The 14949-nt window shown below is 67.0% G+C and carries 13 protein-coding genes; all 13 read right to left on the bottom strand.

The window, feature by feature from the left end; genetic code table 11:
• Positions 1 to 224: 224 nt before the first annotated feature.
• Positions 225 to 1421, bottom strand: a complete 1197-nt coding sequence (locus tag H9645_RS09805; RefSeq protein ID WP_318240529.1) for a glycosyltransferase — start codon at positions 1419 to 1421, stop codon at positions 225 to 227.
• Complete coding sequence (locus H9645_RS09810) at positions 1372 to 2235, bottom strand: hypothetical protein (RefSeq protein ID WP_191729526.1); 864 nt, start codon at positions 2233 to 2235, stop codon at positions 1372 to 1374. The genes H9645_RS09805 and H9645_RS09810 overlap by 50 nt, the downstream gene beginning before the upstream one ends.
• Positions 2235 to 3143: a GNAT family N-acetyltransferase gene (locus H9645_RS09815; RefSeq protein WP_191729527.1), complete on the bottom strand. Its 909-nt coding sequence runs from the start codon at positions 3141 to 3143 to the stop codon at positions 2235 to 2237. The genes H9645_RS09810 and H9645_RS09815 overlap by 1 nt, the downstream gene beginning before the upstream one ends.
• Positions 3140 to 4087, bottom strand: a complete 948-nt coding sequence (locus tag H9645_RS09820; RefSeq protein WP_191729528.1) for an FkbM family methyltransferase — start codon at positions 4085 to 4087, stop codon at positions 3140 to 3142. Before H9645_RS09820 ends, H9645_RS09815 begins: the two co-directional genes overlap by 4 nt.
• Positions 4077 to 5468, bottom strand: coding sequence for an oligosaccharide flippase family protein (locus H9645_RS09825; RefSeq protein WP_191729529.1), 1392 nt, complete (start codon positions 5466 to 5468; stop codon positions 4077 to 4079). The genes H9645_RS09820 and H9645_RS09825 overlap by 11 nt, the downstream gene beginning before the upstream one ends.
• Before the next feature lie 13 nt (positions 5469 to 5481).
• Positions 5482 to 6768, bottom strand: coding sequence for a Vi polysaccharide biosynthesis UDP-N-acetylglucosamine C-6 dehydrogenase TviB (gene tviB / locus H9645_RS09830; RefSeq protein ID WP_191729530.1), 1287 nt, complete (start codon positions 6766 to 6768; stop codon positions 5482 to 5484).
• Positions 6765 to 8192 carry an O-antigen ligase family protein gene (locus H9645_RS09835; protein ID WP_191729531.1) on the bottom strand — a complete coding sequence of 476 codons (1428 nt, stop codon included), beginning with the start codon at positions 8190 to 8192 and terminating at the stop codon, positions 6765 to 6767. The genes tviB and H9645_RS09835 overlap by 4 nt, the downstream gene beginning before the upstream one ends.
• Positions 8193 to 8267: 75 nt before the next feature.
• A complete protein-coding gene (locus tag H9645_RS09840) occupies positions 8268 to 8705 on the bottom strand; it encodes a hypothetical protein (RefSeq protein ID WP_191729532.1) in 438 nt (145 codons plus the stop codon).
• A gap of 152 nt (positions 8706 to 8857) precedes the next feature.
• On the bottom strand, positions 8858 to 9271 hold the full coding sequence (locus H9645_RS09845; protein WP_191729533.1) for a hypothetical protein: 414 nt from the start codon (positions 9269 to 9271) through the stop codon (positions 8858 to 8860).
• Positions 9272 to 9333: 62 nt separating this feature from the next.
• Positions 9334 to 10494: a hypothetical protein gene (locus H9645_RS09850; RefSeq protein WP_191729534.1), complete on the bottom strand. Its 1161-nt coding sequence runs from the start codon at positions 10492 to 10494 to the stop codon at positions 9334 to 9336.
• Complete coding sequence (locus H9645_RS09855; protein ID WP_191729535.1) at positions 10491 to 11921, bottom strand: J domain-containing protein; 1431 nt, start codon at positions 11919 to 11921, stop codon at positions 10491 to 10493. The genes H9645_RS09850 and H9645_RS09855 overlap by 4 nt, the downstream gene beginning before the upstream one ends.
• Before the next feature lie 7 nt (positions 11922 to 11928).
• Positions 11929 to 14208 (bottom strand): GumC family protein, encoded by a 2280-nt coding sequence (locus tag H9645_RS09860; protein ID WP_191729536.1) that lies wholly within the window; start codon positions 14206 to 14208, stop codon positions 11929 to 11931.
• A gap of 28 nt (positions 14209 to 14236) precedes the next feature.
• Positions 14237 to 14935: a polysaccharide biosynthesis/export family protein gene (locus H9645_RS09865; RefSeq protein ID WP_191729537.1), complete on the bottom strand. Its 699-nt coding sequence runs from the start codon at positions 14933 to 14935 to the stop codon at positions 14237 to 14239.
• Between the last annotated feature and the right edge of the window lie 14 nt (positions 14936 to 14949).

Here is a 14949-nt window from a genome sequence, read left to right on the forward strand (position 1 = left end):
AAGAGCGACGCCGCAAACAAAAGTAGCTTCCGGACCAAGCTTCTCTACTATGCCACGCATCAACCAGTATCCCGACTCAACAAGTTGGCGGCCAAAGAGCATATCCCCATGAAAGACGACGACAGCGATTGCCGCGATACCACGCATGAAGTTCATGCCGTGGAAGGTTCGGACCAGGGACGTTGCCGACGGGGGAAACGGCGTCGCGGTTCCAGCTTGAGCTATCAAGAATCTTCCCCAGCAAGCTGCAAGTTGGTGTTGATCATTGCCGAAACGTAATGCATGGACACCGCGTCCGGTGCAAACGTTCGGGCCCACTCCCTTCCCGGCCCTGGGTCCGGCGGCGCTTCCAGTACCTCCTCGATGGCGTTCGCGAGCGCTCCTGCATCGTCGATTGGGACTAGTCGCCCGTAGCGCCCACCGGCTAAGACTTCCCGCGGCCCGACGGGGCAATCCGTACTGACGATCGCGAGGCCGTGAGCCATAGCCTCGACAAGGACATTCCCGAACCCTTCGTAGCTCGAAGCCAGAACGAAGACGTCGGCATGCGCGTACCACGGCGCCGGGTCGGAAACGTGGCCCGGAAACACCACGCGTCCTCCCAGGCCAGCGGAGGCGGCTTGTGAAACCAGGCGATTCCGTTCGGGGCCATCACCCACGATGCACAACGTGGCGTTGAATGACGGCTTGATGCGAGCGAAGGCACTGATGATCAGATCCTGACGCTTGACCTTCTTAAGCGTCCCGACGGTCAGGATGACCGGCCCGCATCTTGGCCTGAGAAGCGCCGGCAGCTCCAGGTTGCGCGACCCTGCCCCCTCCCCAGCTACAGGGTTGTGGATCACCCGGAACAGACGCCTGTCCAGGCCGGAAAGGGTTGCCAGATCGTCGGCGACGCCGGAGGTCACGGCGATGCGCACATCGGCTCTTGCGTACGCAAGGCGGATGCTGCTCCTGAGGAACAGACGATGCCACCAGCCTCGCCCCGCGTACGCCAGTGAGAGCGGCGAATGATCGCTGACGACAAGGCGTCCTCGATATCGCGCCAGCCATCCAGCGAGGACCGCCGCCGTCGTGAGCGGCCACATTGCGACCAGGAGCACGTCTGGCGGGTTACTTCGCAAATAGCTCGCCAGCGCCGGAACTGCGTTCCTTACGCGACGCGCCCTCAGGTCCACAACGCCAGCCCCTTGTGGCAGTTGGTCCAGAAGCGCGCCCCGCCTCTGCCGCAGTACGAAATTGACCGAGAAACCCAACCGCAACCACTCGGCAGCCAGGAGCACATGCAACTTTTCCGCCCCCCCGGGCCGGAGATCGGGGAGGACCACTGCGATTCGCAGAGGCCGCGTCGTTCCTCCTCCCGCGATCACGTCACCGCTCCTTGGTGGTTGAGCCCACAGCACGCATCGAAGCCAGTTCACCGAGGGACAGGAAATGGGCTCCGTGCGACTGAAGGTCCTGGAGCGTTCGAACCGCGGACGGCACGTCCATGTCCCAATCATGGCTGTACAGTGTCACCACTCGTCCCGCCCCTCGCACGCCCCCCCCGAATGCTGCCAAAGTTCTGCGGGGCACGGCAGAAATCCGTGGGGATCCACAGATTCCAGACACCGCCCAGGCACCGTGCAACCCAGGAGCCATCTCGAACAACGCGGGGTTCGGGCTACCACGTCTATGAAAACGTGCCGTTGGACTGTCGTTGTACCTTCCTACCGACGGAGTGAAGTCGAATTCGAACCCGTTCGCTACGAGCGCAGCGACGACGGATCTGTTCAGATGCCACCACCCACCTGAGTAAACCCGTGTCCGCATCAGTCCGTGTGTCTCGAGCCAGCTGCTTTCTTCGCGCATCTGCTTTGCGACAAGCCCGGAATCGCTCCAGTAGTTGTGCACCGGGCGCCGCGACTCGACGGGACATCTGAGAAAGTGGCCATGGAGGCCAATGTCCGAGTGTTCTGCGACGGCCGCGATGCGGCCCATATACGCCTGATGGGAGAACCCAACGCTCAGGAGCTCATTGGCCAGGATTGGCGCAAGCGGCGTAATGACAGTCGAGATCGCCCTGCGCGACGTCATCACCTCGTAGGTGCGGCAGAATTCCAGAACGCGGGCAAAGCTGTCGTCATCCTGTAGACGTTCGACATGCAACACCGGCACGAACCCGACGCCGAGAAGCGGCTGGATACCGGCGCCGGCTGCGGCCAAAAGAACAGAATCGACGACATGGGACAGCATCAATAAACATCCTTCATGCCGGTATGGGCGTCAAAGTCCAGCCCGTCAATTTCGCTGTCAACCGGGAAGAAGATGAACGGTTCTGTCCTGTCGCCATGGCGCGTCCAACGGGATGCTTCATCGACTAGGCTTCCGCTGGCAGACACAAAGCGGACAATGGAAACTCCAGACGCCTTCCTCACCTCTTGCATCAGCCGTCCAAAAAGCTGGGGCTTGTTCAGTTCAACTCCTCCTGCAAGGAGAACCTTGAACTTTACGCCCGCGATGCGGCGCACGCCCACTCTGCCCCAGATGAAGTTCGTATTGTGCTCCACCGCGACGTGACCTCCGCCCTCGGCAAGCTTCCAGTCCGAGATTGCATACTGGTCAAACCTAATGAGGTTGTCGTTCTCCAGACCAGCGAACCAGCGACCGATGTCGATCTGTGCCTGCAGCGCCTGTTCCGTGCCGCGAACCCAGATCAAGTTGCGGACCATGGGCACTGAGTGAAATCCGAGTTTCCCGCTGAAGATTGGCCCAGAAACCGCATTCGGGAACCCACAGAGGAATGCGCATCGCCCAGCGAGCAGCAACTTGGCTTCGTTTATGATCCTGGTGAACAGGCCTTTCCCGCGATAATCGGGCTTTGTCGCGCTCCAGCATGACTGGAAGGCGAAAGAAGGCGTGCCCTTGATCATGATGGGATGGGCAAGGAAGCCATTCACGGCAGCGAGCTTTCCATCATGAAAGGCTCCCAGGAAAGTCGAACCGGGATGGCTTCTCAACCAGTTAGAACGCAGCTTATCCAAGGAAACATTGGTGAAGGCCCCAGAGCAGATCGCGAACACTGCTTCGATGACGTCGTCGCTGCGGTCAAGCTCCCGAATCACGAAATCTTCTGCCACCTTCTGAGATTGCACCTGGCTCATAGCGTCACTTCCTTGCGATCCTGATCCCCCGTTGCAATCAAGTTTCTGCAGCTGGCGATCACCAGCCCATGCGGTCGGTCCTCGGGACGCGCCACGCTCCGCGCGATCAGCCTCTCGCCCTTGAATGCCCTTCGGATGCCCCGCAGAAGCTTGCTGGCGAGTTGAGGGCGATCCCGTTCAATCACGTAGAAGTGCCCAAACCCGTGCTCCTTCAGGAAACGAACCACTTCGTCGCTCCCCGTCGCACCGGTAGCCCCGTGGGATTCGAACAGTACGATTGGATGATGCTCGCGAAGGACCCCGGACAACCCCTTGAGCACGGAGATCTCGTGTCCTTCGACGTCGATCTTCAGGAGCCTGACCGGGAGGCTCCCCAAGACGTCCTGGTTCAGAGCGACGTCGCCGACCACCAGATCAACCTCAAACTTTGTGCTGGCATTCTTTACGAGATCGGCGTTAACGCCGGAATTCCCGATGTTCCCTTCGCCGTTCATGTAGAAACTGGCGCGCGCATTCTGATCACTTAACCCCGACCGCACCAACACGACGGTCGAGATGTCATTTAGCAACAGGTTCGCTTCCAGGATCCGCCAGCAGATCGGGTTCGGCTCGAAAGCGACGACCCGGGCGAACAGCTTTGAGAACCAGATCGAGTGGTTCCCGATGTTTGCGCCAACGTCGAGGGCCACACCGGCGAGGAATTGGTCGCGCTCGTTCCTCAAGAGACCATCGAAGATGGCGCGCAGCAACATGTCCTCGTACCAGCCATGCGCGATCAGATTATCTCCGATGTCATCCCCTGGGATACAGGCGATTTTGTGACTGTTCAACGAGTTACGCCTGCGCGTAAGTGCCTTGGTCACCCACTTCCGAAAGAATCTCGACAAGAATTCCCTACCGCCCACCCTGAATACAACAAGGGAATCAATGGGATCATTCACCATGGCGCGCTCCAGGAAGAACCGAGGACGAGATGCCGACACGGCTCTTCAGCCGCCTTAACAGCAGTCCTTGCATGACGAACTGCCCGATAACGATTGCCAACGCCGCACCAACCGCGCCAAATTCCGTCGTCAAGGGAAATGCACTGGCGATGGCGATGACCATCGCGATCACGCAACAAGCGAGGGTATCGCGCTCGAATCCCGCCATGTTCAGCGTCAAGCCGACGAGACCAAGGGTTGAAAGGAGTACCTGACCGACTGTAGTCACCAGCAGTGTCGTGCCGCCCTTAGCAAAATCCTCGCCGAACAGGAAGGAGAGCACTTCACCGCCCCAGATCATGAGGACCACGGCAGGGACCAAGGTTCCAATGAACATGATCCTGGCGAATCGGCGAAGCAGGCGCGCCAGCTCCTGGAGCTCACCCAGACGAAGCAAACTCGCGACATGAGGCGCTGCCGCAGAGTTGACAGCTAGAACCACCAAGCCGGACAACATGGCTAGCTGCTGGCTCGCCTTGAGCAGCCCGACATCCTGTGTCGAAGCACTCGCCGCGAGTATGACGGTTACCAGACTCTGCAGGATGCTGCCAAACCCGGACACAAGTGCGAATGCCAGCATTGGCTTCAACCACTTCCAAGCATGATAGGCAGGCGTCGCCCCCCTGATTTCGGAAGGTGTCGCCCTGAGAAGGAGCGCCACTCCGACGACGAACGTTGTCACGGCTGCAATGAAATGGGCCCTTAGTGCGGTTTCCGGATCCAGCCCTTTATCAAGGAAGGAAACGATGAAGATGATCACGGCAAGCTGCATCGCTGGCCTCAGCACCTGCTCGGGGGCCAGCCCTTCGGTGACTCGCCCCAGACCGCGCAAAACTGCTGACCGCAACGCGGACAGGCAGTAGACCGGAACCAACAGGGCAATCCAGATCAGGATCTCGCTACTGAGGCCCGACTGTGAGACCTCAACTTGCGTCCAGTACAGAGCGAAGACTGACGCAGACGACACCGACACAATGAAGCAGGTGACATTGCCTAGCAGCAACAGACCTTTTGCGGATGACCAGTCGCCCACCGCCTTGTAGCCGGCAGTTTCCCTCACCACGACACCGACGAGGCCGGCTTGCACCGGAACCGCGAACAACAACACCCAGCTGATAGCCAACGAGTACGCACCAAAGCCCGTAACACCAAGAGCGCGGGTCAGAACCAGTGTCAGGGCAAAGCTGATACCAAGGCCTGCGCACTTCACCACCAGTGCGGCAGCGCTCGCCTTGAACACCTTCCTGGAAGCACCCGATCCTGACAAGCGCGCCAAAAACTTGCCGCAGATCGACATCGACGGACGCGACGTGAGGCGCCGCTGGTCTGGCAGATCATGCACGATCGAAATGTCCCTACAACCGCCCGTCCACCGCTTCCCGCGGCAACACATACTTCACGTCATACAGCACCGCCCCCGGCTTGCCATGCGCGCGGATCCCCGCCGCGCCCAGCTTCCGGAACTCCTCGTGCCCCACCGCCACGATGATGGCGTCGTACTCGCCCTCGCCCGGCGCGCACAGGCTCAGCCCGTACTCGTGCTTCGCCTCGCCCGCATCCACCCACGGGTCGCACACATCCACGCGCGCGTTGTAACCCTGCAGCGCGCCAATGATGTCCACCACGCGAGTATTCCGCAGGTCCGGGCAGTTCTCCTTGAACGCCAGCCCCAAGATCAGGATGCGCGCACGCACGGGGTTGATACCGTTGCGCACCATCAGCCGGATGACCTCGTTGGCCACGTACTGGCCCATGCCGTCGTTGGTGCGGCGGCCGGCCAGGATCACGTCCGGGTGGTGCCCCACTTCCTGCGCCTTGTGGGTCAGGTAGTACGGATCCACGCTGATGCAGTGCCCGCCCACCAGGCCCGGGCGGAACGGCAGGAAGTTCCACTTGGTGCCGGCGGCTTCCAGCACTTCCAGCGTGTCGATGCCGAGCTTGTTGAACAGCATCGCCAGGTCGTTCACCAGCGCGATATTGAGGTCGCGCTGGGTGTTCTCGATCACCTTGGCGGCCTCGGCCACCTTGATGCTGCTGGCTTTGTGGGTCCCGGCGGTGATGATGCTGGCGTACAGCGCGTCTACGAAGTTCGCGGCCGCAGGCGTGCTGCCGCTGGTCACCTTGAGGATGGTGGTGACGCGGTGCTCCTTGTCGCCCGGGTTGATGCGCTCCGGGCTGTAGCCGACGAAGAAGTCCTGGTTGAACTTCAGCCCGCTCACGCGCTCCAGGATCGGCACGCACACTTCCTCGGTGCAGCCGGGGTAGACGGTACTCTCGTAGACCACGGTGTCACCTTTGGCCAGCACCTGGCCGAGGGATTCGCTGGCCTTGCGCAGCGGCGTCAGGTCCGGGCGGCGGGCGCTGTCAATGGGCGTGGGCACGGTGACGATGTAGACGTTGCAGCCGCGGATGTCGTCCAGGCTGTCGGCGAACGACAGCCGCGCGGACTCGGCCAGCAGCTCCGGCTCCACTTCCAGCGTGCTGTCGCGCCCTTCGCGCAGTTCGGCGACGCGGGCGGTGTTGATGTCGAAGCCGACGGTGTCGTACTGCTTGCCGAACTCGACCGCCAGCGGCAGGCCGACATAGCCCAGGCCCACGACGGCGATGCGGGTGTCTTCTTTGGACGGGAACGTCTGCGTCACGGTGTCATACCCCTTTGTGATCTGTCGATGGCGGCCGCGCCTGCGTGGCGCCTCCCGCCATTATGTGTGCCGTCGTCGCGGATGGCCTGCCCCACCGCGATGCCCGCAAGCGCGGCCGCCACGGCCAGCATGGCCGGGGTGCGCAGCGGGTAGTCCACCCACGAGTGCGCCAGGATCGCGCCCAGCGCCACTAGGGCGGTCACGCCGAGTCCGCGCAGCTGTGCAGGCTGGCGCAGCAGCATACGCAAGGTCAGTGCCAAGGCGATGCTGCCCAGCACCATCGCCAGCAGGGCGGGCGCGCCGGCGGCAAACCACCACTGTGCGTACTCGTTGTGCGCATGGTTGACGTAGTTCGCCATCAGCAGCTCGCGCGGCGCCTCCTGCTCGAACAGGGGCACGTAGCTGCCCATGCCGGCGCCCATGGGCGCGTAGCGCGCGGCGATCTCGCCGGTGAGCGCGCGCAGCGGGCCGCGCAGCTCGTCGATGGCTTCGACCTGCATCCAGCGGAGCGCGAGGAACAGCGCGATGGCGGCGATGGCCATGCTCGCCACCAGCACCGCGCGGCTGCGCACGCCGCCGCGCCAGGCCGGCCAGTGCGCCGCGACCACCAGCGCACAGGACAGGATCAGCAGCACCACGCCCGCGCGCGAGCCGGTGAGCGGAAGCGCCACCGCCGCCAGCAGCATCACCAGGGCCGCGACCACGCCGTGCGTCACGCGGTGCGGACGGCCGGGACGCCAGGCACCCACCACCATCGCCAGGCGGGCGCAGGCCAGCGTGGCCGCCACCACCAACAGGGTGGCCTGGTGGTTGGGATTGGCGAAGAAGCCGTTCATCGCCGCCGCCCACTGCGGATAGGGATTGAGCGCGCTTTCCTGCGGTGCGCCGAGCTGGGCGACGCCCAGCACCAGGCTGGCAACGGCCAGCGCGACGACCAGCTGCGCCAGGCGGCGCTGCGCGGCAGCAGGCAGCGACAAGGCCATGGCGAAGATGGCAAGCGCGGGCAGCAGGTGGAAGGCCGCGGCCAGGCTGGCCGCGGGCGCCAGCGACCAGCGCGACGGCGCTTCGACGCCGAACCGGCCCAGGTCGGCGGCAAGCGCCGTCCGGCCCTCGCCTCCCGCCATCCCGGCCGGCAGGACGGACTGGAGGACGGGAATGGCGAACAGCAGGCCGGCGAATGCGAGCCATGCATATCGATGTGGATTCGCGGCGCGGGGAGTGGCGTGCAGCAGGCGCCAGCCTGCCCAGCCCAGCAACGGCAGCGCCAGCAGCTGGGCGGCGAATACGCCCGCGCCCGATTCCTGCGAACTGCCCCCCGACACCACGCACAGCACCAGCAGCGCGCACGCCGCCATCAGTCCGGCGCGGGACTGGAGGTCATGGGTGTGCCCGCCGTGGTGGTGGTCGGCATCCGCGCCGCGCATCGGGTGTCCTTGCCTCAACAAAAAACGGGACGGGGTGGCCCCGTCCCGTCGATCCTGCTGTCAATCCGCCAGTGGTCAGCGGCTGACCGGAGGCGGCTCCACGTATTCGACATCGTCCATCGAGGCCAGGCCCGCGGCACCGGCCGCGGCAATGCCCGCGACGATGGCGATTCCGCCGCCGTCGACGCCAGTGGCCGCGGTGGCGGCGCCGGCACCGGAGCTGCCGGCAGCGGCGACGCAGGTCGCCGGCACGCCGTACACGCCGGCGCTGGAGAGCGGCTGGGTGCAGCCGTTCGGGTAGACGAGGGTGGCGCGGCTGCCTTCGGCCAGCATCACGCGGCTGCCCGCCGTGACCTGGGTGCCCGAGGATGCCGAGACGAACTCACCGCCGTTGCTGACCATGGCGCTGCCGATGTCGACTCGAAGCGTGGCGGCGCCACCGTCCTGGGCGAACGCGGGCGCGGTGCAAAGCGCACCGGCCAGGGCGAGGACAAACAGATGGGGCTTCTTCATGGCTTTCTTCCCTGACGACGTGAGGATCCAGCGGATGCTGCAGTGCGACAAACATTACGGGACCGATGGGTCCGATGCAAGCTGCGACACGCCGGATGTGCCTGTTTTAACAGACGAATGTGCTAATTGCGTGACGGTACCCCGTTCAGCCTTCAGCGACTGACCGGCCTGGGATCGTCGCTGCCGCCGCCGCCCGCGACGGCGGCGATCACGGCCACGCCGCCCACCACGCCCGCGACCACGGTACCGGTGCTGACATTGCGCCCGGTGGTGGCCACGCTGCAATCGGGGCTGACGGTGTAGACGCCCGGCTCGGACAGCGCCTTGCTGCAGCCGTTGCCGTAGGCCAGCGAGGCCTTGCCGCCCTCCGCCACCATCACGCGGTGGCCCGGCGCGACGACCTGGCCGGGCACGGCCTGGACGAACTCGCCGCCGGTGCTGACGAGGACCGATCCGCCATCGACCTGCAGCCCGATGGGGGCCGCGGCGGGCTCCTGGGCCTGTACGGCCAGGGGCGCGATGGCGAGGGTCAGGCCGAAGCCGATCAGGGTCTGGCGCAGTGGCATGGGGGTGAGCGTCCTTGTTCGCCGGTCAACGGCGTGAATTCTACCGCAATAACCGTGCCAGCTCACGTCCCGACGTGGATATCGGCGTAGTGCACTTCGCCGCGCAGGGTCTGGGCGACGCCACGCGGCGCAGGGTTCACCAGCCGGAGCCACTGGCCTTCGCAACCCTCGCCTTCCGGCACGGTGAAGGCGAGTTCAAGCGCGACCCAGTCGCGCGCCTCCCGCACTCGGGCGCCGCTGGCGATGGCGGTGCGGCCGTCGCTGCAGGTCAGCCGCCATTCCAGGCCCTGGTCCGAGCGCAGGCCTTCGGTGCGCGCGCGCAGGCGCAGCACGTGTTCGCCCGGCGCCAGCAGCAGCGGGACTTCGAGGCCGGTGTTGGCCACCGGGCGGCCGAGGAAACGCAGGCGCGCGGCGTGGCGGCCCTCGCCGGTTTCGATGCGGTCGAACAGCACGCCGGGCACGCGGCGCACGCGCCAGTCGAACCCGGCCGAGGACGGTGCGCGTCCGAAGTCGCCGTTCCACGGCACCGGCAGGCGCGCGGGGGCGCCGTCGAGGCCGCTGGCCCAGCGGGCATAGGCGCTGCCCCAGCGGCCGTCGCGGAGCATGCCGTCGATCCAGCGCGCGGTGTCCTGGGCGTCCAGGGCGCCGTGCGCGCGCAGGGCGCCGTGCAGGTTGTCGGCGGCGTCGGGCAGCTTGCTGGCGGTCGTGGCGCGCAGGATCGCGCTGCGCCACTGCGGGCGCTGCACGAGGTGGGTGGCCAGGGCGTCGGCGAACGCGGGGTCCTGGGCCAGCTGGGCGATCAGCTCCAGCAGCGGCTTGCGCTGCGCGGGCGCGACGGTGAGCAGCGCATCGAGCTGGTCGGCGGCGGCGGCGAAGTCGCCCCGCTGCAGCGCGTCGGTGGCGAGCCAGCCCCGCACCTGGGGATCGCGCGGGGCGCGGCGCACGGCGGTTTCGTAGCGGGCACGCGTCGCGTCCGGGCCGCCCTGCCCGTCTTCGGCGCGGGCGATGAGGCCGAAGGCGCGACCCAGGGCGGGTTCGCGCGCCAGCACGTCGCGGGCGATGGCGGCGGCGCGCGGGCCGTCGCCCGCCTCGAGCGCGGCGCGGGCGGCGGCGAGGTCGTCCTGCAGGCGCTGCTGGTCGTGGCGGGTGGTGACGAGGGCCACGCCCGTGGCGATGAGGGCGGCGACCAGGGCGGCGAAGGCGATCCAGCGGACGGCGCTCATCGCGCGGGCTCCAGGTGCAGGTGGGCGATGCGCCAGTGTTCGCCGCGGCGGGCGAGCTGGACGCTGAGCACGCCGGTTTCGACGGTGCCGCGGCGGCCGCCGAGGCGGTAGGCGCCGGATACCGAGGCGGTGCCGCTGCCGAGGGTCCAGTTGGGCTGGACGACGGTCATGCGGCTGCGCGCGGCAGGCGGGTGGCGGGCCTGGAGGTTCTGGCGGAGGGCGGCGGCTTCGATGCTGACGGGGAGGTCGAGCCAGAAGGGCTCGGCGCCGCCCGCGGAGGCGAACCAGGTGGTGACGCTATCGAGCGCCGTCTCGGCGTCGCGGAAGAGGCGGACCGGGTCCGCCGTGCCCGCCCCTGTAGGAGCAGCTATAGCTGCGACCTGTTCCCCAACGCCGTCCTCTTCCACCTGGGCGGTGGTCTTGGGGCGGGTCGCAGCTATAGCTGCTCCTACAGGGGTGGGGTTGGGATCGACTGTGGCTGCGCCGCTGCGATCACTCCATTCGATGGCGACGGGGGCCGGCTGGAGCCGACCGTGCTCGGCCTCCGGCAGCTGCATCAGCGTCTGCTCCTCGGCCTCGCGCAGCTGCATCAGCGTCTGCTCTTCGGCTTCCGGCAGCTGCACCAGCTGCGGTTCCTCCGCCGCCACTGCCGCCACTGCCGCCTGCAAGGCCTCCCGCGGCGCAGGCGCACGCACGTCCACCTCCGCCAGCACGCGCGGCAGGGGCGCGGCCATGCGGGCGCTCACGTCGATGCCCTGCGCGGGGACGTGGCTGGCGTCGCGCAGGGCGTCCAGGCGGTCTTCGCGGGTCAGGGCCAGCCAGGCCAGGGCGAGGCAGGCGATGGTGAGGAAGGCGACGGCGATGGGGCCGGTGGGGATGGGGGTCGGGGGTGGGAGGTGGGTGTAGGGGATGGGGGGGACAGTCGCAGCTGTAGCTGCTCCTACAGGGGGAGCGGATGGCGGGGTTGGAGGAGGGGTGGTGGCGTCGTAGGTGGCGCGGGCGTGGGGGGTGCGGAGGTGGTTCCAGGCCTGGTTGACGCGGGTCGACAGCGCGGAGTCCCACTGGGCGCCTTCGCTGCGGTCGGGGTGCAGCCAGCGCATCAGCAGGTGGTGGTGCTGGCGCAGCACGGCCTGCGGGGCGTCGGGCGCGGCGCCGAGGTTGCGGTAGGCGTCGGCGCCTTCGGCCAGCAGCACCTGCTGGATGTAGAAGCGCGAGGCTTCCACCAGTTCGGCTTCGGGGTGGCCGGTGCGGGCGGATGCCTCACGGGCCGCTTCGGAAGACCCCGATGCGACCGCCAGCACTTCGCCGATGCCCTCGGGCAGGGCCCGCGTGCGCAGGGACGTGCGCAAGGCGGGCGCGCGCAGCAGGCCCAGCGCCAGCTCCAGCGCCTCCCCGCCCTGCCCCGCCATCCCCGTGCGCGCCCCCACGCCGCCCTTACTTCCCGGCCAGCCTTGGCTGGGTGCCGTAGGAGTAGTACGAGGAATAGTCGTAGCCGTAGCCGGCGACCTTGGCGTCGTAGTGGGTCAGGATCGCGCCCAGCACGTGGGCGCGCGCGGCGGCCAGGCGCTTGAGCGCGGCCTGCGCGGTCTTGATTCGCGTTTCGCCGGCCTGCACCACCATCAGCGTGCCACCGGCCACGTTCGACAGGATCGGCGCGTCGGCGATGCCCAGCACCGGCGGGCCGTCGATGATCACCTGGTCGTACTTCTCGGCGGCCACGGTCAGCATCGACAGCAGGCGGCTGCCCGACAGCAGCTCGGCCGGATTGGGCGGCAGCGGGCCGGCCAGCACCACTTTCAGGCGCTCGTCGTCGGTGTCCATGATCACCTGGCTGGCGCTGGCGGCGCCGGCCAGCAGGCTGGACAGGCCGGTCTCCGAGCGCACGCCCATCACGCGGTGCAGCGACGGGTTGCGCAGGTCGGCCTCGATCAGCAGCACGCGCTTGCCCAGCTGCGCGAAGTTGCGCGCCAGCGTGGTCGCGGTGGTGGACTTGCCCTCCGAGGCGCTGGCGCTGGTGACCAGCAGCACCTTGGGCACGCCGTGATCGGTGGAGAACTGCAGCGCGGTGCGCACCGAGCGGTAGGCCTCGGCGAAGGCCGAGCGCGGGTCGCCCATGGCATCGGCCACGCTCTGCTTCTTCAGGTGCGGGATGATGCCCAGCACGGCCATGCGCAGGTGCTGCTCGATGTCCTCCGGCCCCTTCAGGGTGTCGTCGAGGAACTCGAGCACGAAGGCCACCAGCACGCCCAGCATCAGGCCCAGCATCAGGCCGATGGCAAGGTTGAGCGGAAGGTTGGGCTTGAAGCGCCCGGTCGGGACCATGGCGCGGTCGACGATCGAGATGTTGTTGGTGCCGACGCCGGCGCCCGCCGCCACGCCGACCTCCTTGTAGCGCTGCAGCAGGCTGTCGTAGAGCTGTCGGTTGGTGTCGACCTCGCGGCGCAGGATGTTGTAGTCGATCGATCGGTTGTCGACGTCGAGGGTGCGGCCGCGGAGCGCGTCGATCTGCGCCACCAGCATGTTCTCGCGCGCCTGCGCGGCGTCGTACTCGGCCTTGATCGAGGCGCGCACGGCGTTGCGCTCCTGCGCAATCTGGCGGTCGACCTCGTCGATCTGGCCCTTCAGCGCGAGCATGCTCGGATACTCGGGCTTGTAGGTCTTGAGCTGCTGCTGGTACTCGGCGTTGAGGGTCGCGCGCTGCTGCTGAAGCGAGTTGAGGATCGAGTTGCTGATCGCGCCCGCCGGCAGCTGGCCGCCGCCGGAAACCTGGCTCCATGCCGCCTGGGCTCGGATGCGCTCGTCCTGCGCCGCGGCCAGCGAGGCGTTGAGCGCGCCGAGGTTCTGGCTTTCCAGGCTCTGGCTGCCCTCGCCGCTGGTGACGATGTTCTCCTTGGTGGCGAAGGCGACCAGGGCGCGCTCGGATTCCTCGAGGCGGCCCTTGGCCAGCGCCAGCTGCTCCTCGATGTACTTGCTGGCGTAGGACGAGGCGTCGAACTTGCGCTCGATCGCATGGGCGATGAAGCCGTCGGCCACCGCGTTGACCACGCGCGCCGAGAACGCCGGCAGGGTGGAGTCGAAATGGATCCGCACCAGGCGCGAATTGCGCACCGGCTCCACGGTCAGGCCGCTGCGCACGATGCCGACGGCTTGGCCAAGGTCGGCCATGGCATCGGCCTCGCTTTCCGCCTCTCCGGCGTCGGCGGCGTTGGCCGGTTGCGGCCGCAGCGCGCCGGTGGCGCGCTGCCACCAGGTGGTGGAGTCCAGGCGCTCGACGGTGGCGGCGTCGATCGCCAGCTCGTTGGCGACGCGCTCGGCCAGCGCGCGGCTCTTGAGCAGCTCGTACTGGGTGGTCAGGAAGTCCGGGGCCGCGGCTTCGGCATTGCCCACGCCTTCCACCTGCAGGATCTGCACCGACTCGCGATCGATCTGCAGCGTGGCGGTGGCGCGATACACCGGCGGCATCATCAGCGTGGCGATCAGCGCCAGCGCGACCACGGTGCCGAGCACGCCCAGCACCAGCCACTTGCGCTTGACCAGGATGCGCCAGTACGCGAGCAGGTCGATCTCGTCCTCGTCGCCGCCGCGCTTGTCCTCGAACACGTCGAGGGAGATCCCGCGCTGGCCACCGCCGACGGCGAGCTGCCCGGGACGCTGGACCGGCAGCCGGTCCTGGGGATCGCCCTCGGGGCGCGCGGGAAGATTGTCGTCTTGCATCGGTTTGCGTCGTCCGTAACGGTGTGGCTCAGAGGGCCAGGAACAGGCCCAGCGCGGGCACGGAGCGGATGAACTCGCGGAACGCGGACTTGCTGCCCGAACGCTCGATCACGATGATGTCGTCGCCGTAGACCTGCGGATCCTCCAGTTCGCCGCGGCGTACCTTGGTCAGGTCGTAGGCGGCGGCCATCCGCTTGCCGTCAATGTGGCGGAACAGCACCACGCCTTCGAGATCGGCGAATTCGTCCGTACCGCCGGCCATCGCCACCGCCTGCAGCAGCGAGGTCTTGCCGGTGAGCGGGTAGATGCCGGGCTTCTCCAGCGCACCTTCCAGCGTCACGCGCTGGCTGGTGTATTCCTTGACGAACACGGTGACCTGCGGGTTCTGCAGGTAGCCGTCGGCGTACTTCTCGCCCAGCTCCTTCTCGAGCTCGGGCACGGTCCGGCCTCCGGCCATGACGCCGCCGATCAGCGGCAGGTTGATCATGCCGTTGGAGTTGACGCGCGCCTGGTGGGTGAGCTCCGACACACCGAAGACGCTGATCTCGAGCAGGTCCTGCGAGCCGACGCGGTAGTCGGTGGCGCCCTCGTAGGCGCCCGAGGCCGCGGTGGTGTCCGGGGGCGGCAGCGTGATGCCGTGGGCCGCGCTGCGGTTGCCCGACGAGGCACAGGCCGCAAGCAGCAAAGCGAACACGGCCGCGATCAGGAGTCGGCTGACTTGTTTCATCGGGGGACCTCGGT

Origin of the sequence: Luteimonas colneyensis, assembly GCF_014836665.1 — a bacterium.
Classification (GTDB): Bacteria; Pseudomonadota; Gammaproteobacteria; order Xanthomonadales; family Xanthomonadaceae; genus Luteimonas; species Luteimonas colneyensis.

What these genes read in the sequence shown, in the direction of transcription:
- H9645_RS09810 (WP_191729526.1), bottom strand. Translation starts at nt 2,235, where the DNA reads ATGCTGTCCCATGTCGTCGATTCTGTTCTTTTGGCCGCAGCCGGCGCC.
- H9645_RS09815 (WP_191729527.1), bottom strand. Translation starts at nt 3,143, where the DNA reads ATGAGCCAGGTGCAATCTCAGAAGGTGGCAGAAGATTTCGTGATTCGG.
- H9645_RS09820 (WP_191729528.1), bottom strand. Translation starts at nt 4,087, where the DNA reads ATGGTGAATGATCCCATTGATTCCCTTGTTGTATTCAGGGTGGGCGGT.
- H9645_RS09835 (WP_191729531.1), bottom strand. Translation starts at nt 8,192, where the DNA reads ATGCGCGGCGCGGATGCCGACCACCACCACGGCGGGCACACCCATGAC.
- H9645_RS09840 (WP_191729532.1), bottom strand. Translation starts at nt 8,705, where the DNA reads ATGAAGAAGCCCCATCTGTTTGTCCTCGCCCTGGCCGGTGCGCTTTGC.
- H9645_RS09845 (WP_191729533.1), bottom strand. Translation starts at nt 9,271, where the DNA reads ATGCCACTGCGCCAGACCCTGATCGGCTTCGGCCTGACCCTCGCCATC.
- H9645_RS09850 (WP_191729534.1), bottom strand. Translation starts at nt 10,494, where the DNA reads ATGAGCGCCGTCCGCTGGATCGCCTTCGCCGCCCTGGTCGCCGCCCTC.
- H9645_RS09860 (WP_191729536.1), bottom strand. Translation starts at nt 14,208, where the DNA reads ATGCAAGACGACAATCTTCCCGCGCGCCCCGAGGGCGATCCCCAGGAC.
- H9645_RS09865 (WP_191729537.1), bottom strand. Translation starts at nt 14,935, where the DNA reads ATGAAACAAGTCAGCCGACTCCTGATCGCGGCCGTGTTCGCTTTGCTG.